At 62.0% G+C, this 17,898-nt stretch carries 15 protein-coding genes and 3 pseudogenes; 5 read left to right on the top strand and 13 right to left on the bottom strand.

The genetic code is table 11. From position 1 onward, the window contains the following. Positions 1-16 precede the first annotated feature (16 nt). The 5 genes from ACLQ2R_RS31060 to ACLQ2R_RS31040 all read right to left on the bottom strand — a co-directional run bounded on the left by ACLQ2R_RS31060 (position 17) and on the right by ACLQ2R_RS31040 (position 2,560). Positions 17-334, bottom strand: coding sequence for a hypothetical protein (locus tag ACLQ2R_RS31060; protein ID WP_425964629.1), 318 nt, complete (start codon positions 332-334; stop codon positions 17-19). Continuing rightward, a complete protein-coding gene (locus ACLQ2R_RS31055; protein ID WP_344891892.1) occupies positions 331-756 on the bottom strand; it encodes a plasmid replication, integration and excision activator in 426 nt (141 codons plus the stop codon). The genes ACLQ2R_RS31060 and ACLQ2R_RS31055 overlap by 4 nt, the downstream gene beginning before the upstream one ends. 121 nt (positions 757-877) lie before the next feature. Then, a complete protein-coding gene (locus tag ACLQ2R_RS31050) occupies positions 878-1,609 on the bottom strand; it encodes a GntR family transcriptional regulator (RefSeq protein ID WP_425964627.1) in 732 nt (243 codons plus the stop codon). A gap of 427 nt (positions 1,610-2,036) precedes the next feature. Further along, positions 2,037-2,387, bottom strand: coding sequence for a hypothetical protein (locus tag ACLQ2R_RS31045; RefSeq protein ID WP_425964625.1), 351 nt, complete (start codon positions 2,385-2,387; stop codon positions 2,037-2,039). Beyond that, on the bottom strand, positions 2,387-2,560 hold the full coding sequence (locus ACLQ2R_RS31040; protein WP_344891883.1) for a hypothetical protein: 174 nt from the start codon (positions 2,558-2,560) through the stop codon (positions 2,387-2,389). The genes ACLQ2R_RS31045 and ACLQ2R_RS31040 overlap by 1 nt, the downstream gene beginning before the upstream one ends. Before the next feature lie 177 nt (positions 2,561-2,737). Here ACLQ2R_RS31040 and ACLQ2R_RS31035 point away from each other — a divergent pair, with 177 nt between their 5' ends. Together ACLQ2R_RS31035 and ACLQ2R_RS31030 are read left to right on the top strand one after the other, a co-directional pair. Next, entirely contained in the window at positions 2,738-4,042 is a 1,305-nt protein-coding gene (locus ACLQ2R_RS31035; RefSeq protein WP_425964623.1) for a helix-turn-helix domain-containing protein, read from the top strand. Then, positions 4,039-4,752, top strand: coding sequence for a creatininase family protein (locus ACLQ2R_RS31030; protein WP_425964621.1), 714 nt, complete (start codon positions 4,039-4,041; stop codon positions 4,750-4,752). The genes ACLQ2R_RS31035 and ACLQ2R_RS31030 overlap by 4 nt, the downstream gene beginning before the upstream one ends. Positions 4,753-5,388: 636 nt before the next feature. On the opposite strand, the gene ACLQ2R_RS31025 is transcribed toward ACLQ2R_RS31030, so the two are convergent. From ACLQ2R_RS31025 to ACLQ2R_RS31005, 5 genes are all read right to left on the bottom strand, one after another. Further along, complete coding sequence (locus ACLQ2R_RS31025; RefSeq protein ID WP_425964619.1) at positions 5,389-5,877, bottom strand: DDE-type integrase/transposase/recombinase; 489 nt, start codon at positions 5,875-5,877, stop codon at positions 5,389-5,391. Between the two features lie 692 nt (positions 5,878-6,569). Next, on the bottom strand, positions 6,570-9,230 hold the full coding sequence (locus tag ACLQ2R_RS31020; protein ID WP_425964617.1) for a DNRLRE domain-containing protein: 2,661 nt from the start codon (positions 9,228-9,230) through the stop codon (positions 6,570-6,572). A 583-nt stretch (positions 9,231-9,813) separates the two neighbouring features. Continuing rightward, positions 9,814-10,572 carry a hypothetical protein gene (locus ACLQ2R_RS31015; RefSeq protein ID WP_425964616.1) on the bottom strand — a complete coding sequence of 253 codons (759 nt, stop codon included), beginning with the start codon at positions 10,570-10,572 and terminating at the stop codon, positions 9,814-9,816. A gap of 18 nt (positions 10,573-10,590) precedes the next feature. Next, positions 10,591-11,235, bottom strand: coding sequence for a hypothetical protein (locus ACLQ2R_RS31010; protein ID WP_425964615.1), 645 nt, complete (start codon positions 11,233-11,235; stop codon positions 10,591-10,593). Between the two features lie 330 nt (positions 11,236-11,565). Beyond that, positions 11,566-11,739 (bottom strand): hypothetical protein, encoded by a 174-nt coding sequence (locus tag ACLQ2R_RS31005; protein ID WP_425964613.1) that lies wholly within the window; start codon positions 11,737-11,739, stop codon positions 11,566-11,568. Between the two features lie 372 nt (positions 11,740-12,111). Here ACLQ2R_RS31005 and ACLQ2R_RS31000 point away from each other — a divergent pair, with 372 nt between their 5' ends. Next, positions 12,112-12,699 carry a hypothetical protein gene (locus tag ACLQ2R_RS31000; protein WP_425964611.1) on the top strand — a complete coding sequence of 196 codons (588 nt, stop codon included), beginning with the start codon at positions 12,112-12,114 and terminating at the stop codon, positions 12,697-12,699. Between the two features lie 13 nt (positions 12,700-12,712). Next, complete coding sequence (locus ACLQ2R_RS30995) at positions 12,713-13,429, top strand: hypothetical protein (protein ID WP_425964609.1); 717 nt, start codon at positions 12,713-12,715, stop codon at positions 13,427-13,429. Between the two features lie 122 nt (positions 13,430-13,551). Here ACLQ2R_RS30995 and ACLQ2R_RS30990 read toward each other — a convergent pair. The 3 pseudogenes from ACLQ2R_RS30990 to ACLQ2R_RS30980 form a co-directional block, all read right to left on the bottom strand. Then, a pseudogene (locus ACLQ2R_RS30990) lies at positions 13,552-13,980 on the bottom strand (IS5 family transposase). Positions 13,981-14,016: 36 nt separating this feature from the next. Beyond that, positions 14,017-15,157: pseudogene (locus tag ACLQ2R_RS30985) on the bottom strand (IS3 family transposase). A 69-nt stretch (positions 15,158-15,226) separates the two neighbouring features. After that, a pseudogene (locus ACLQ2R_RS30980) lies at positions 15,227-15,583 on the bottom strand (transposase); the annotation flags it as partial. 1,731 nt (positions 15,584-17,314) lie between these two features. Between ACLQ2R_RS30980 and ACLQ2R_RS30975 the strand changes: the two are divergent. Next, positions 17,315-17,866: a hypothetical protein gene (locus ACLQ2R_RS30975; RefSeq protein ID WP_425964607.1), complete on the top strand. Its 552-nt coding sequence runs from the start codon at positions 17,315-17,317 to the stop codon at positions 17,864-17,866. The last annotated feature ends 32 nt before the right edge of the window (positions 17,867-17,898 follow it).

Here is a 17,898-nt window from a genome sequence, read left to right as displayed (position 1 = left end):
CGGCCCCGCTTGCGTGTCAGGCCGTGACCTCCAGGCCCGGCAGCATCGGAGTGGCGCTCTGGCCGGTGTGCAGGAGCTCGCAGTAGGTCAGGTAGCGCGCGGCGGCGTCGGCGATCTGCCGGGCGAGGGTGAGGTCTTGTGCGGTGACCGGTCCGCCGCCGGTGGTGGAGATGATCACCTGGGCCTCGCGGGAGGACAGGTGCAGGAAGGGGCGTTCACCGTCGGCGCCCAGCGCCATGACCGACAGGTGCGGGGTGCGAAACGAGGTGTCGAGCCGGGTGCCGTTCTCGTCGACGCTCACCACGGCGCGGGTGTAGGGCCGGTGCTCTTTCACGCCGCCATCTCCTTACCGGCCGATGCCTTGACCGGAGCCGTGGCGGAGCGGGGGGCGCGCATGGCTCGTGCGCGTAGGGACCAGGCCAGGCGGCCGGTCTTTTCGGCGACGTAGGCGGTGGCGGTCATGCCGTCGAACTCCACCGGCACGAACGGCAGGCCGGGCAGCGGGGGCGGGGGGACCGGCTGGACCGGGGAGAGGATCTTGACCGCCACGGTTTTCTGTCCGGCCTTGAGGGTGGGGTCGGCGTCCATGACGGCGACCTGCCAGACGAGTTCGCCGGTGGTCTTGTCCTTGGCGTAGACGGTGCGTCCGCCGGTCGAGGCGGTGAAGTCCTTGACCTGCTCGACCTCGCCGACCACGTAGCAGCCGTGCGGGAAGACCTGGTCGAAGCTGACGGGGATCGGGCCTTGGATGGCCATGGTGCAACACTCTCCTTCTTGACTACTCAGTCTGCTTGACTGACCAAGTTGAGTCTTTATTAAGCACGAAGCCCGCTTGGTTAGTCAAGTGCACCAAGCGGGCTTCATGAGGAAAGTTGGATTACCGGATCGGGTAGGCGTCTTCCAGCTCGTGGAGATCACCGGGAAGTACGGTCTCCACCACCACCCACGGCTTGCCCGTCGCGTCACAGGCGACGGCGTACACGGCCAGCAACGCGGCCGAGGTCTTCACACCCAGGAGCTTGCGCTCCTCAGGGGTGGGGTTGCGCGCGGTGATGTGCTCGATGATGTGATCCAGCGAGACGCCGGCCGCACTCTCCACGTAGCGCCGGATGCCCTGCCGTAGATCGGCCGACTCCGCCAGCGCCGTGCCTTCGGCGACATCGGCCGGAACCCAGGTGCTGGAGATCTCGGTGGGCTCACCGTCGCGCTCCACCAGGATCTTGCGCAGCACGACCGTGGATTTCTGCTCCAGGGCGAGGTAGGCGGCGATGCGGTTGGGAGCCTCCACCGGTCCGGCCACCAGCAGCTTGCTCGTGGCCTGGGTTTCTGTCCGGTCGAGGAGCTCGCGGCCCGTGCGCGCCTTCTGGTCCTTGGGGATCGCCGGGCGACCGCGTACGAAACGGCCCTTGCCTTGTTGGGTGACGATCCATCCCTGATCGCGCAGGACGCCGAGAGCCTTGACCACGGTGGGCCGCGCCATGCCGAACTCCGCCATGAGCGTGTGTTCGCTGGGCAGCAGCGAGCCCGCCGGATACTCACCGGAGTCGATACGCCGTTCAAGCTCGGCGATCAACTGCGCGTACTTGGGAGGCGTGTACTCAAACGACATTAGAGCCTCACATTCAACATGCTTGTCTAGCCAAGCAGGCTATCAGCGCATGTTGACGGTGCGAAGCCCTTCGGTCGACAGGAAGTTCTCACCCGCAACGCGGTGGCACGACCGATCATGGCCGGCCGTGCCACCACGTCCGCCTACCGGGCCTCCCCGGAGAGCAACGCCCTCCATATATCGCTGGCCTGCCGGATCGGCCACCGATAGGTCTCGTGAACTTCGGGACTACCGTCCAGTTGAAGCGTGCGCCGGATGAAGCCTCGCCCTCCGGCCTGGCACAGTTCGTACAGCGTGGCCCGGCAGCGACAGGTCCAGGTGATCACTCGCAGTCGTTCGGTCCCTCTGTCAGGGCTCAGCCAGACCAGCCGCGTATGACCGCCCTGGGGTGTGGACACGTGAGGGCTCAGGCAGCCCGTCAGCTCGATCATTGCGGAGCACACCCACTCGGCCCGGGAACCGGAACCGGTCCCCGCTTGCGAAGCTCAAGGCAACGATCGGCCACCCGGCGCGCGGCGGTCACCGGATCGCTCGCGGGACAGAAGGCATAGCGCTGATAACGAGCCTGGCCCGTCTGCTCTCCGGCCCACCAGCGAAACACCCGGCCATCGGTCCACACCACCAGCCCGAACCAGACCGACACCAATGCCAGCCCGTACCCGTCGTGAACGTCCGAGGCGATGTTCAACGCCGACAGTTCATCGCGCAGACGTCGGGCCACCCGTACCGGCGTGATCGCCTTCTGCCGACTGATGGCCGGAATCTCATGCCCGCTCATCAGGCCGCCACCTCGCCGGCGCCCAGGCAGTCGAAGCACGCGATCCGGACCGGCTTGACCACCTGGCCGTCGATGCGGCACTCCACATCGGCGCGACTCCGGCGGATCCACCGCCAGCCACGGCCACAGCAGGCTCCACATCCCTGACCCGTCGACTCATCCTCGGCAACCATGGATCAAGGTTCGCCCTCAGGGACTGTCGAACCCATCCCGAGCCGGAATCCCTGCCCCGGATAGTCGATATCCCTTGACGGGATAACTTCCAGCGGCAAGCGTTGGGTATTCGGAAGTCGAGGCCACAAAGGGAGATAGCACGTATGCCAGCAGATGCGACTAAACCAGTCGTTATCTTGCCGGAACTGTGGCAGCGTCCCGAAATGCTAACGGCTCTCCAAAATCGCAATATCGGCCAGGTTTTTCAACTGGTCCGTCAATACGCCGGGGTCAGCCAAACCCGCATCGGCACCGCCGTGAACCTCAGCCAGGGCAAGATCAGCGAGATCATGAGGGGCACGATCAGGGTCACCTCGTTCGAGGTGTTCGAGCGCGTCGCCGATGGCCTGGACATGCCCGATTCCGCCAGGCTGGCTCTCGGCCTTGCACCGCGACGGCCTCACACTGTCAGCGCCCACCAGCACACATCACCCGCACCACCGTCCGATGACGTGGAACCGTCATCACGTACCGGCCCGCTGACGCCGTACCTGGCCAACCTGACCGGAGCATCCAGCCGCCCCGTCATATCCGGACTCCGGCACATTCTCACCGGCCATATCCAGGCCGAGGCCATCATGGGGCCACTACTCGTGATCAACGCCGTACGGGACCACGTCCCAGTGGTCGGGCAGGTCTGCCGGGTGACCCGAGGAGCCGACCGCGCCGAAGCTCTGAACTTCGCCAGTGAACTCCTGGAGTTCTGCGGATGGCTTCACCAAGACCTGGGTGACTTCACCGGCGCCACGATGTGGACCAACAAGGCCCTGGACTACGCTATGGAACTGGGAGACCAGCGCGTCATCTCCTACATCCTCATGCGCAAAAGCATCATCGCCACCGAGGCCGGCGACTACGGCCACGGCCTTGGACTGGCGAACACGGCCCTGGCCCATCCCGAAGCCCTCACCCCCCGGCTCAGAGCGGTCGTCCTGAGAACCCGCGCGGCGGCCAACGCCCACCTGGGAGAGGCAGCAGACTCCGCCCGCGATTCGGAGATGGCCTTTGCCGAAGCCACCGCAGGGACGACGCAGAGCGAAAGCGACCGCGCCCCGTACTGCACTCCCGCCTACATCGCCATGGAGACCGGTGCGACCCGCGTCCTGCTGGGCGAGGCCACCGCGGCCATCCCCGTCTTCGAAGCCAGCCGGCCCCAGTGGGCCGACTCCAGCCAGACGCGTGATCACGTCTTGTTCCTGGCTCGCATGGCCACCGCCTACGCCATAGCGGGCGAGCGTGAGCAAGCCTGTGCGGTGACCGAAGAAGCCCTCTCTCGCACGCAGGCTCTCCGCTCCAGCCGGGTCGCCGCTCAGCTCACCGTGCTGCACGACCACCTGGCGCGATGGTCGGCAGATGCCTACCTGGCAGACTTGCTCACCAGACTCGGAATCCTCTTGAAGTCCTTCTCCCTGCCCGTACCCCAGCCACGAGGAGACCGGTGATTCCCCTGCTGCCCACCGCGACCACGACCGAGGAACGACACCGCAACGCCGACGTTGCGATCCTTCCCGTCGGAAGCTTCGAACAGCACGGCGACTACCTGCCGCTCAGCACCGACACCATCGTGGCGACCCTGATAGCCCGCCAGATCGCCGACGCCTACCCTGTCTTGCTGCTGCCGCCGGTGACGATCTCCTGCTCTCACGAGCACAGCGCATGGCCCGGAACCGCCAGCATCTCCGCACGGACCCTGCACGCGATCGTCACCGACGTCTACGACTCCATCACCCGCTCCGGTCCAACGGCCCTGGTCGTCGTCAACGGCCACGGCGGCAACTACGTCTTGAGCAACGTCGTCCAGGAGGGCAACGCCGAAGGACGCCGCATGGCACTGTTCCCCTCACGAGAGGACTGGAACGAGGCCCGAGACGCTGCCGGGCTCACCAGCTCCATGCACGAGGACATGCACGCCGGCGAGCTGGAAACCTCCCTGCTGCTGCATGCCTACCCCGAGGTGATCCGCGCTGGCTACGAGTCCGCCGACTGGATCGCCGACGACCGCCGCCATCTCCTGACCAAGGGCATGCAGGGTTACACCGACAGCGGAGTCATCGGCCGGCCGTCTCTGGCCACTGCCGAAAAAGGCAAGGCCCTGCTCGACAGCCTCACCACCAGCTTCAACGAGGTGCTCAACCTCTTCCCGAAGCCCTGAGCAACAGTCCGTTGGTCGAGCACGCCCCAAGTCATTGCCGAATTGTTCTCATAGGTATCAAGTGGCGGCGCGGCGCGCCGCCGTACCCCCGGCCCTCTGCCCGCCCGCCGTCCGGGCGTGCGGCCTGAGGGCCGGTCCCGAACGGCGGCGGGACACCGGGCCGGGCACCGCACACCGGCTCCGCCGTACCAATCGAATGCCCCGACCGGGGTTGCCACGCCGCCGCACAGATGCAGCCCTACGATCGCCATTGCACGGTTGGACGCCGTACGTGCTTGGGGGCGATCGACGATCCAGGGTTCGTTCCTCACCCTGGCTCACCGAGCAGCGTGGTTGATTTCTTGGACGGCCCGATGAGCGGCACGCCGAAGAATCCGCCTGAGTCGATGAAACGTCACTTGCGTCAGTTCCTAAACGACCACGCTCGTTCGCGCTGGCAATTGTCAGGGATCGATGCGCTTTTCCGCGACCAGCACTCGATCCATTCAAACACCGCCTTGGCCAAGCCTGCCCTTGTTGCCCATTTCTTGGTGCGAGCAGCTCGAGTTGCATCGTTCCCCAGAACGATTCCATTATCGCGTTGTCAAAACAATCACCGACCGTCCCCATGGATCCCAATAACCCGGCCTTCCCGAGTCACTGCCCGAATGCCCAGGACGTGAATTGACAGCCGTGGTCGGAATGCAGAATCGTCGATCCACCGTCCGGAGTACGACGAGTCACGGCCATGGAAAGCGCGTTGACGACCAGCTCCGTCGTCTGGCGCCCCTCCATCGACCAGCCGATGATCCGCCGTGAACAGGCGTCCAGGACCACCGCGCAATACAGTTTTCCCTCACTCGTGGGATGCTCGGTAATATCGGTCAGCCAGAGCCGGTTGAGGGCCGAGACGGTGAACGCCCGGCCGACCAGGTCCTCCTCGGTCGCGATGTTGACCGGGGTGCGGCGACCCCGCCGCCGGTAGGCGCCCCGTAGCCCGGCCTGGCGCATGAGCCGCTCAACGCGCTTGCGGTTCACCGCCAGCCCCAGGCCGAGCGTCAGCTCCGCATGCACACGCGGCGCGCTATAGCTACCGCGGGACTCAACGTGGATCTCACCCCTCTCTATCAGACTGCTGTGAGACACCGGACATATGAGTTCTTCTAATGTGAAGCAGGGTGAGACAGGACGGCCAGATAGTGACGATGACCCTCGCTGACCAGACCGCCATGACCGGGCAGGATGATCGCGTGACCTCCCAGCAGCCGGAGCGGCCCAGGCGGCGCACCTTCACCAAGGCTTACAAGGCGCAGATCCTTGCAGCTTTCGACGCCCTGGCCGAGGGGAGCCCCGAACTTCGAACTCCCATTACCCCAGACCAAAGGGCACTCTTTTCAGTTGTTGAGCATTCGACTCAAAACCGGCTCCGTCGATCCAGGCTCAGGGTCTGTTGATCAGATTAGTAGATAAAAGCACGGCGACAAATTGCCATACGGGCCAAGGTACGGCCAGCAAAAGCCACCAAGATCGTACAGGCCATCGCAAGATCCAGCGGAAGGACGCAATCGCTATCAGCCCGCAGAGCAGAGAGGCGAGGAGGGCTGGGATGCTTTCGATGGTCCGGCCCCAGCCTGGCGGGGTGGGAGTGTACCCAACCCAGGCCGCGAGAAACACGGACCAGTAGCCGAAGAAGGCCAGGCTCGCCACAGCGAGGACAGCAGCCAACCAACGGTTGCGCACAGAAGTACTCCTTGGACGGCGCGGGGCGGGCGCGTGTGTGCCCGCCCCGCAAGATTAAACCGTCTACCGCCGGACCGTGAGCGGCCTATGCATCAGGCTTACCTGACGTACTGGTAGCGCCAGGTTCCGCAACCAGGAACGGCCGACACCAGGCAGGTAGGTTTCTTGAGCTTATGTGTGAAGATCTTCCGCACGCTGCTGGTGCCATCGGAGTAGATATCTTGACGGTACATCTCGTGAGTAGGCATTTTGTCGTGGCTGCCGTACAGCCAGTGTTTGCCGTTCTGGTACATGTCCTGCTGGTTGGCGTAGGTGACGTCGGCCAGTGAGGAGCAGAACGGGTCGTTCACACTGTGCTCGATGACCACGCGGCCGTAGCGGCCGGTGTTGGAGAGCGACCGTACGTGGAACTTGCTGCCGCTGGCGGTCTTCCTGGCGTTGAACTGCATCGAGCCGTTGCTCAGCCGCTTGTACCGGTTTGTACTGCGAATGTGCTTGTAGGTGGTGTTACGACGGTTGCTCCAGTCGTACTTGACCGCGGCGCGGGTACGGTACTTGCCGGTGTTGAAGCCGGCGCCACGGCCGTCTCCGGTGTACCACCAGTCAGCACCGGTCTGGCAGGTGACCCACTGGCCGATGATTTCCGGTCCGTCGATCCAACCCCACGGAATGTAGTTCTCGTAGGTGGTCCAGGAACGGACGATCCGCTTGGCGGCGCGCGCCGCCGAGGACGTGGCCGTCGCTCCAGAAGTGGTGGTCCCGGACCTCTGCTCCATCGCGGGCTGGGTCTCGGGCTCGGGTGCCGCCTCGGGAGTGATCTCTACACCGTAGGCCAGGTTGGCCGGTTCGGTGGACACCTCCTCCGGCACCGGCGGCGTGTACGGATCGGATTCACCGTTACCATCTCCGCTTTCGTCGGCGGGGGGGTCCACCGTGGGTTCGACGTCGACGGGGAAGCTGCCGGGGTCTTGGCCATCGGGGATGATTGGTCCGGACTCCATTTGGTAGCTGCCGCTCTCGCCGAGCTTGGTCGCGGCGTACGCGATCGGCTCCGGCAGGATGGTCTCGGTCTGTGTCGGGTCGGTGAAGCGGTACTCCTCCTCGGCCGCCGGGTCGCCGCCGTCAGGCTGCTGCCAGTCGATGATGCTGTTGGTGGTGTTGGTCGCCACCAGTACTGGTGCTTGGTCCGAATCAGCCGCCGGCACGGTGATGAGGAACTTGGCGATGTCCTTGATACCGGTGGCGGTGACTGCCTTGGCAATCAGGCTGCGGTAGGCCGGTGCTTGGATGGGCAGGTTCACGCTGGTGGCCTCGCCGCGCCACACTTCGACGCTCTCGTTGTCGTCGTAGAGCAGGTAGGCGGTGGCGCCGCTTTGCCCGCCCCAGCGCAGGTTGACAGTTCCGCCTGACAGGCTTACGTCAGTGGCGCGAGGCTCATGGTCGACCACCAGCTTGGGCCGGTGTGCGGTGTCACTGTTCTCGCTTGAGTAGTACATTCGCCAGTTGCTTGCGTCGGTTTCACTGGCCGCACGCAGCTGCACGCCGTAGCCGGGCTTGCCGTCGGCCCAGTCCTGGGTGATGCCCTCGATCGAGTAAAACAGCTCGCCGCTGGCGCAGTCGGGATCACCGGCCGCTGCCTTGAGTGTGACGGCGTCCTCGCTCGTAGTGGGCGGCTGGCTGGTCAGGGTCAGATCTGCCGACTTCCAAAAGGAGGTGACGCGGCGTACCTGTATGCCCGAGCCGACCGACGTGCCGCAGGTGTTGGACTTGTAATTCCACATCCGCAGGTCGGCGTTGACAATACGCGAGCCCAAGATGGGAGCGGTTTCAAACTTCAGATAGCTGCGCGCGGTCTTGGCACCGCTGCCGAACTTACCGGCGTGCAGCCACGTGGAGGCGCTTTGCCCCGTGGTGTAGTCAGAGGAGACGAAGGTGTCGGTCTTGATGGCTAAGGTCGTCCACGGATCGATCGTGACCGGATACTGGGTGGCCGGATCGTTGAGGAAAGCAGCATTGGGCTTGAGCACGAGCACCTGCTTGCCTTGCTCCTGGATGACCTCGGTGTCAACCTGCATGCGTCGTCCGGCGTCCGGCGAGGTATCGGCCGCCGCGTCCCACATCTGCGGGGCGGGTGCGGAGGCCAGCAGCGAGTTGAAGTTGTCGTTCAGCCGCAGTCGGCCGTGCTTGTCCTTGGCGAACTTGATTCCGATCAAATCCAACGGCATCGGGATCCGCAGCGGGGAAGAGGGGCGCTCACGGAGAACAACGTCGTGGGTGATGCCGGTGGGCAGGGCGGTGACCACAAGGTCGCCGCCATGCACGACATTGCGGTAGGTTGCGGTGTTGCCCTGGACGATTGGGACGGGCAATTTTTCGGCCCAGCGGACGCCGAAAGACCTGTAAGGGCTGTGCTTGAGCTTGGCGACGGCGGCTTCGCCGCCCGCCGAGATCTCGATGTCCGCCTTGGCCACACGTGGCTTGAAGACACTGCCATGCTGCTCGAGCGTAGTGTCGATTGGCACCCAGGCGCCGTTTCTCTTCACTCGCTCAGGCCCGGAAGACAGTTCAGTACGTACCAGCCCATTGGGTAGAGCCCAGCTGGTAGACCGCTCGGTGCGCTCGGATTCGATTTCCATGGGAACCTGCTGCTTTTGGGCGGCGTATAAGGCTGTTAGCAGCGGTGACGGCTGGGCTAGTGGCGCCGTCAGAGCGGCGGCAGCAGGTAAGGCGGGATAAGCAGGAAGGCCGGCCACCAGCACGACAGCTAGGATCCCTATCCCGATAATGCATTTGCGAGGTAACGGACGATTGCCCAAAGCTCCTCATCTCCGTCGGCTGGATGCAACCCACCGAATTCAATAGAAATTAAAAGGAGGTCATAACGAGATTCGACACAGAGTGGCTACTGGCACAGTGCAGATATGCCACGCCGAAATGATCAGCGCGTCGCTTGCAGGAATTTTACTGCCTGGCTTGACGCCTGCTTGCGCCAGTTTGGATCATCTGGTCACTGATCTGCGGATCAAGGGCCGCCTGACTTACAGTCCGTTCATTCTTCGCCAGACACAGGACCTTGCGGCGGAACTCAGGAAATATCTCCTCGCCATGCCGACTTTTCCTAAGAGGACGGAGACATGTAGGTAAGCCAAAGCCGCTTCGCGATACCCGGCGCGGTCTCGGAAAAATTACGCACCGGGCACCGGAGAGTGGGCCTGGGAAGTGAACCAATCGTAAGGTGTGACCTTGACACAGACATGCAATCGAAAGAACACCACACATGAAGCGCCATTGCTACAGTGGGGAGCCATAAGGGCCAACCAACGGCGTCCTCAAGATATAGGATTATTCACTGAACCCTTTTTGTTTCAAATGCGCAATGAGCTCACTCATGTTCTTTAGCCTAGACCAGGCTTCACCGCCCGCACTTAAGCGCTCTTGACCGCCTACCAGAGCGGTGGTGTTACCGGATTGCCTTTGTAGGAGTTGGGGGTCTTCAAGCACCAGTCCTTGCGGAGGCACAACCATGAGTTTCGCCTTCGGGGGGATGGGCGCGCCAGGACTGCGAACCGGCATCTCGTGGCGAGGACGCTCTCGCGGAAAGACGAGAATCTTGGTGCCAGTTGGTAGAGCCTTCTCGAAATCCTCGATGGACTTACGTGGTTTCCACTGGTCGACTGGAATCGACGGGTCACTGACGACTCCGCCCTGGTCGAGCTCGACATAGATGAGCCCGTTGGATATCGATTCTCGTCCCTTGACGCCCTTGAGGGGTTCCGTGACGCGTACCCTCAGTACAGCACGGTAGTCCAGTGGGCCGTTCGGGTAGCTTTCCAGGATGGGGCCCTGCTGCCAGCCGTCAATTACGCCGGCGGCTACAATGGGCCGATCTGCAGCTAGCGCTTCCGGCGATTTGTAAGCAGAAAAGTCGGAATGTACGACTCGGAGTAGAGAAACATCAAGTTTTCCTACTTGCTCTGCGTCGTGAGCCTGATTTTGCTTTTGGCTCGTTTTCCCAGTAGCGATGTTACCGGCTCCACCACAAGCGGAGAGAGCCGTGGCCGTAGCGAGGGTGAGCGCGAGAACTACATGTCTTCTCACCATTTTCCTCTTTTCATATGATTAGGCCCAGTGAGGGTTCGCGTCGCCGATGTGATGGGGATTGTAAGTGTGAATCCACGATCCGCCCGGGTTGCCAATAACGGTGACGTCCCCGCTGGCCATGCAATCTTGCGGCTGACCGAACGCGCCTGGCGGCTCAGGCGGGCCTGCGAGAGGGGAATAGTGGTCGATACCCGCCGTATGGCCCAGTTCATGGCAAACAGTCTTGATGAACTGATGGTGGGGGTCGCTACTTGCTCGTATGAGGTTACCGTTGACCCGAGCGTGGCGCTGGTCGCAGACATCAGGGTTTGATGCTGTCCAGACCTTGCATACAGCTTGACCATAGGAACCTTCGACCCAGACATCGAACCATGCGACGTCGGTTGCGGGGGTTCCGTCGCTGCTTGAGTTCGTGGTCTCGCAAGGTGAGTGGAAAGGAACTCCAGGAATGGTCGTCGCGTTTGCGAGGTAGTTCATGGCGCCCGGAATGTAGGACTTGAGGTCCGCCTGAACCGATGTGGTGTAGCAGTAACTGTGAGTACTCTTGTCCGGCAGGATTCCATCGAATGGCCATTGGTCTGCGACTGCGGGGGAGATCGCCGTGACAGCGGCGATGATAATAGCGATGACTGCAGCTAAGACGGTTCTGATCGCTCTACGCATTCATCACTCCTTTCGGGGGCATCGGTTACAGACAGTGAATCTTGCGTTCCCAAGCTAGATCATGTCAATCATCCTTCCTGACGGCAAGGCTTGACTTAAATCAGGAATTTCAGGTACTCATAGGAACTTCTTGAAACTCTCCACCCTGGCTAACTAGTTACAACAACCTAACCGTCTTGGTCACGCTGGGTTCGTGAGTTCGCCCATCGCGGTTGCGGTCCACACTCATCGTGAGCCTTTCCAACCTTAAGGCGCAGCTCGTAAGCTTCCTGTAGGTGCCGTATCGATCGACAAATAAAGGAGTCTCCAGTAAACGGCGTGGGCGTCGGGTCAGCGGTACGCGCCCTGAAATACCTTGTGTTCGAGGCTCGTGTTGAACAACTCAGCCAACGCGTTGTCGACGTCGGTGCCGATCGCTCCGCGCGAGCGGGTGACGCCGAGCCGGCCAGGGGTGTCAGGTTCAAAATGGCTCAGTGTGCAACCGCCGAGAATCAGAGGTTGCACACGCTTTCGATGGCGCAGGTGTCGTCGGCAATCAGTGTCCCACCCGGGCTCCTTAAATGGTCGATCACGTAGCTGCAGATTGCGTCACGTAAGGCGTCGGCATCTCATTTGGCTCGTGACAGCAGGTGCTCGAACAGAAGTTCTTGCGCGGTACATCGGCTAGGAAGAATCGGACCAGTTCACCGAAGACTTGTCGCGGTTCAGGCCGTCTGGATCGATGCCAGGTGAAGCACAAGCGTAGAAAAGAGTCAATAGTTGACAAGCGGGACTTAAAACTGCAACCCTGACGAGGGTCCGAGATGATCACAAACGAAAGGAGAACTCAGCGTGAGGAAAGCGAGGCGGGCATCAGGGGTGGTCTTGACAGCGCTAATGACGGCCATGCTCGCTCAGACAGGAACATCATTAGCCGGTGAAACTCATTTCTGGCGGGATATGCAAGACGGAGGAAATGTCTCCTACTGCTTCACCTCAAGCGTTACGGCTTACATCAAAGACAACATGACGTCTGCAATGAACTACGCGGGCAGTTCCTTGTCCGCTATTCCAAACGTCACATATCACTCAAACTGTGATGTCAGTGTTAGCGATGGCAATCCGAGGACTGATGTCGCCTGGTTCGACGCATGGCGAGACGGCATCTATGGAGAGGTTTATTGCAAGTACCAGTGGCCAAACGACGGCTCGTCAAACCAAGGTGAATGCGATCAGGTTCACGCGGTCCTCGTGGGTGAGACAATCGCACAGGATGCGCAAAACAACGAAGAAGGTTATGCCGAAGTCGCCTGTCATGAACTCGGTCACGCGCTAGGCTTTGCGGGAGACTATGATAGGGATCATCCACCTGGCGGCATGGGCCTCCTCGACTGCATGATCCAAGGAAACCTCAACGAGGGGGCTGGGTGGAACAAGAAATACAGCAGTCATCATATTAGCGACTTCAACTCCTACTACGACTGAAAGGGCAATCCAGATGCCAGCTAGACGTAGATGGATCGCTGCAGGAGCGTGCGCTTTTGCCGTTCTCGCAAGTACGGTGGCAGGCTGCGGTAGTACCGCTGCGACACCCAGTTCAAATACCTTAATCAACGCCGACAAGGGTATTGATACATCTGTACTGCGAACCTCGAAATTCCGATTCAAGCCCTATAATTCACCAGAAGAACTCGCGGCGGCTGACTTTATAAAGGTAACCGCAACCGGCACTGTTGAAGGATTCAAGGAGGGAAGAACATTCCATTCGGAGCCGGGCAACACTCCCTACTATAGGGTATATATGGTTGTGAAAGTCGATCGCCCCTATAAAGGTGCTCAGCGGCGTGAGTACCTGGGCGACAATCGGCTCTACGTAGATCTAGATCGCGGTCCTATTAATGCCAAGGATGGAGTAACTCCACTTCATTCACTCGACGACTTCTCCAATGGCATCCCTGCTGGAACAAAGGTTGCACTCTTTCTGCACAACGCCCCAAAAATCTCAGACCAGATTTCGGACATTCAGCGCGGCTTGCCTGCTGGAGTGGAGCCTCTCTCCCCCCACCCTCAAGGAATGATATTCGCTTCCCCTGAGAAGGGAATTCAGGGAAAGCAACTAATCGGTGGCCTCACCGGCTACAGTGATATGCCCAAGCCGTGGCAAGACATCCACTCTATGGAAGAACTCGCTCAGCGTATGGCGAAAGTTTCGTAAAAGAAATCCCTAAAAGGGATTTTAATTACTGTAGTGGTATATCTTATCTGCGTCATTATACTACGTAGGGGCCACGGTCATGTGGCCCCTTTTCGCTTTCCTGAAGGCCCTAAGTGACGGTTTCAGAATGAGGTCCGGAGTCGACACAGACAGATGAGACTGCACGCCAGGTCGAACAGGACTTGGTGGAGATCGGCTCGGTGTTCGTAGCGGATGCGCAGCCGTTTGAACTGATGCTGCCAGGCGAAGGCCCGCTCAACCACCCACCGAATGGTGCCCAGCCCTGAGCCGTGCAGGGTGCCGCGTTGGGCGATGAATGGTGTGATCCCGCGTTTACGTAGGTGACGGCGGTAACTGAGGCAGTCGTAGCCGCGGTCGGCATACAGTTAGCGGGGCTTGCGCTGCGGCCGGCCACGTATCCCACGGATGGGCGAGATCGCATCCAGCAGGGGGAGCAATTGCGTGACGTCGTGGCGGTTGCCGCCGGTCAGGCTGACCGCCAGGGGCGTGTCGTGTGGGTCGACGATCAGGTGATGCTTGGAGCCGGTGATGTACCCCGAGTTCGGTGGAGTCGGCTTGGTTGACTCTCATGCCGACTGGACGTTCGGATAGAGCATCTCGTACTCGATGGGGGTGAGCATCCCCAGGGCGCTGTGTCGTCGTCGCCGGTTGTGGAAGATCTCCAGGTACTCGAAGATCGCATTCGCCAGCTCGATCCGGGTCTTCCATCGCTTGCGGTTGAGCAGTTCGGTCTGCATCCGTCCCCAGAACGACTCGATGACGGCGTTGTCGAAGCAGTCACCGATCGATCCCATGGAGGGGACCAGGCCGGAGGCTTTGGCGCGCTGGGTGAAGGCCCAGGAGGTGAATTGCACCCCGTGATCGGAGTGGATCAGCGTTCCGGTCGGCGGTGTGCGGTTGTGGATGGCCATACCGAGCGCGTTGGTGACCAGCGTCGCGGTCTGACTGGCATCGATGGACCACCCCACCACCCGGCGAGAGTAGACGTCTAGGACGACGCAGCAGTAGACCTTGCCCTCACGGGTGGGGTGCTCGGTGATGTCGGTGACCCACAGCTCGTTGGGGGCACCCCGGGTGAACCGGCGGTCGACCAGGTCCGCGGCGGTGGGTGTCTGCTGAACAGGCCGGCGGCGCTTGTTGCCGGGCAGCCCTTTGATGCCGGCGCGGTGCATCAGCATGGTCACCGCACCGTGTCCGACCGCGATGCCGCGCCCCAAGGTGAGTTCGGCGTGCACCCGCCGGAGACGCTGTTAGATGCGGCGTGCACCTGCCGGATCTCGTCGGTCAGCCAGGCATGCCGGAGCGTCCGGGCTGAGGGCGGACGGTTGCGCCAGGCGTAGAAGCCCGACTCTGACACGTTCATGATCCGGCAGCAGACCTGGATGGGGAGTCCTTCGGCGGCCATTACCCCGATGGCCTCGAACCGCCTTTTGGGGGCACCGCCTCTCTCAGCAGCTCGGTGGCGCGTTTGGTTACGGCCAGCTCAGTCTCTAGCTCGGCGATCCGGCGCCGGGCCGCGACCAGCTCGGTGTGGTCCGAGGAGGTGATGCCGGGTTTCTGGCCGGTGTCGATCAGCTCCTGCTCGCGCCAGTTGTAGATCGTCTGGTCGCTGATCTGTAGATCGAAGGCCACTTGCCGCACGGTTCGGCCGGCCTTCAGCAGGTCCAGGACCTTGCGGCGGAACTCAGGGGGATATCTCTTCGACATGCCGACCTCTCGAAGGGGCGTAGGCATGTAGCCAATCAAAGCAACTCCACGAAAGCCGGGGTACATCACGGGGCGGCCCCGGTCGACGAGCGAGGACCCGACGTGGTTCCCCCCTTTGAGGGCGCGGATGTGTGAGCCGTCGATGGCGACGGCATCCAAGCTGAGCAGGTCGGCAGCCCGCAGTTCGGCCAGCAACAACGCGTGCAGGCGCGGCCATACGTCGGCCTCGATGCAGTCGCGCAGGCGAAGCCAACAGGTCACACCCGAGCCGATCCTTGAGGCCGGGACATCACGCCAAGCCACGCTGATGCGCAGTACGTAGATGACGTCGGCCAAGGCCATGCGATCGTCGATCGGCCGCCGCCTCGGATGATGTCAGCAGCGTGGCAGGTGAGGTGGCAGTAGCGGAGCCAAGCATTCCCACAGCCACCCATCAACCGTGGGGCATCAGCGTGATGATTCCCGATCATGAGGACATCGGCGCATCCGAGGACGCCTCCGTAATCGACAGCCCATCGAGAAACCCTCGCGCCCTTCCCGAGGAGTATCCTCCGGTCGGTGCCGAGGTTGAGGCCGCCGTCCAGCAGCTTCGCCGCTACACCTCGCCCGCCTGGGCGCGGTTGAGCCTGCGCAGCCAAGACCTAAAATGCCTCCAATGGAGGTGCGTCTTCTGCGACACCCTAGCCGTCTTGAGCCCGGGAGGCGACGGCGTGACCATGGACGTCCGCAGCGCCGATGGCCCCGGCAGCACCGCAGTCGCCGCCCATCGCGAATGCCTCGCCCTCCGGCTCCATGCTCAAAGCCTCGAACCGGCCCGCATCCGCTCGTCAAGCCGAAGGCCGTAGGTCTCTCGTCAACAAGATCCGGAACATACACGGAACGCCCGATTCACCCCGATCGGGCAATCCTCCTGAGTCGCAGGTCAGTACACCAGCCAGCGCAAGAGCGGTGCTCCACTTCTAATCCGACGGTCGCAGGTTCGAATCCTGCAGGGTGCGCTGCCGGGACCAGGTCATCCACACGCTGACCTGGTCTTTCGCTTGCCGGGGGCACGCATCCCTCAGGCAACCGCAGGTGGCCGAAAGCAGCCGCATACCACCGGTCGCGGGACACACCCGGAATGGCCGAGGCCCCATTTTCCCAGGTAGGGCGGGGATTCCGGAGCCCTGCGCGGCGATTCCGGGGCCGGAACGACGAAGGACCCCAAAGTGTCCCGGGGTCCTTCGTGGAGCATGATCCATGTCACGTGACGAGTGCGGCCAAGATTCTCTGGTCGGCCGCACTCGCACCGGTCGTCGATGCACTTGGCGCGGACCCTGAGCATCATGTCCACCGCGTGCCCGGCCTTCCCCGCGGCTTCCCTGCGGCTTCCGGCGCGTGCCCGGCGCCTTGGTGTACGCCGGCCCGGAGATCGGTCCGCCCGTACGGGTCCGGAAGAGCCGTTCATCTGCGGTGACACCGTGACGGCCGATGTGATCACGCAGGGTGGCCACCAACTCCGGTGGAATCGACACCTGCCGCGTCTCCTTCTCGCCCCGGTGCTTGAGGCCGCGCTCGTCGTGGGTCTCCCCCGAGTCTGTGAGCCGCTTGTTGCTCTGCGGCTTGGCCCTCTCCAGGGCGAGCGCCCCCCAGCAGGACCCCGAAAGGCGACAGTCCTTCTTGCGAGTCCCGCCGCCCTCCCGAAGCGCGGACCACCAAAGTACGTGCGAGCGAAGAGAGCCGCGAGCCTCCGTCAGGGCGACGCGCCCCATGGGGCGCCCACGTGCTGCTTGTTCCGGATGACCAAAACAACAGAATTTAAATTCGGCCCACATCGACCCTTATTCGATTATCCGGGGGCAAAATTACCGACCCGCAAGATCTCGATCGGGAAGTTTTCGTTACCATTCACCGGCACCTTTACCGATGACCTGACATGCGCGTCAGACGAGGTTCGCCTTGCCCCGCGCAGCCGATCTGACTTATCGTTTTACTCGCACAAAGAACCCCACATCCCCACTTAGACACAAAGAGGAGAAAGTAGGCAAAAGAACACTGAACGACGAAAAATTAAAGCCACGAGCAAGAAGCCTTCCCAAGCAATCCAAGCCCGTGGCACATCAAACGATGCAAGGAGGAGAATACTCCATGTTTGTCAAATGATTCGGCGCCCTTCTGGTGACACTCGTCACGCTGGTGGGTTCGATCGCTATGACCACGCCGGCGCAGGCCGCCCCTGAACCCACCCCACCCTCCCGCAACGAGGTGACGGTCCGGGAGGCGGCAATGGTGCTGGACTGCTCCAGCTTGTCGAGTTCAGCTGCGAAGTATGCCGTCGAGCACGACATCTGCACAAAGGACGGACGCGCCGTCGACCGGGCACAAGAGGGAGTCAGCATCCAAGATGAGCGCGTTGGCCGTTGCGGAACAGCCCGGCCCTACCTGTACAACGCGGGGCAAGGACATGCCGGCTTCCATTACGGCTACTCTTCTTCCCTGGGAGCGGTGGCTGGTCACCATCTCTACATTAAGTGGGCCAACCACGACGAATCGACAACCGGGAATTGGGTGGATTCCAGCTGGCCCTGGTCGTCGACCTATGCCGCGTACGATGCCCCGTTCACCGGTTCAGGTTATGTGACCAGCGGGATGTCCGGGGACGTCAACCTCGTGTGGGGAGGCGGTTGCACCATCGTCAACCCCACAAGCAGCACGACTGTTTCCTGGTAGACATCTGAATCCGACCCCACCACCGGGAGGAG

This window comes from Streptosporangium sp. DT93 (genome assembly GCF_049844535.1).
In the GTDB taxonomy this organism is placed as follows: domain Bacteria; phylum Actinomycetota; class Actinomycetes; order Streptosporangiales; family Streptosporangiaceae; genus Streptosporangium.
Note: the sequence above shows the minus strand (reverse complement) of the source record. Positions and strands in the feature narration are given on the sequence as shown.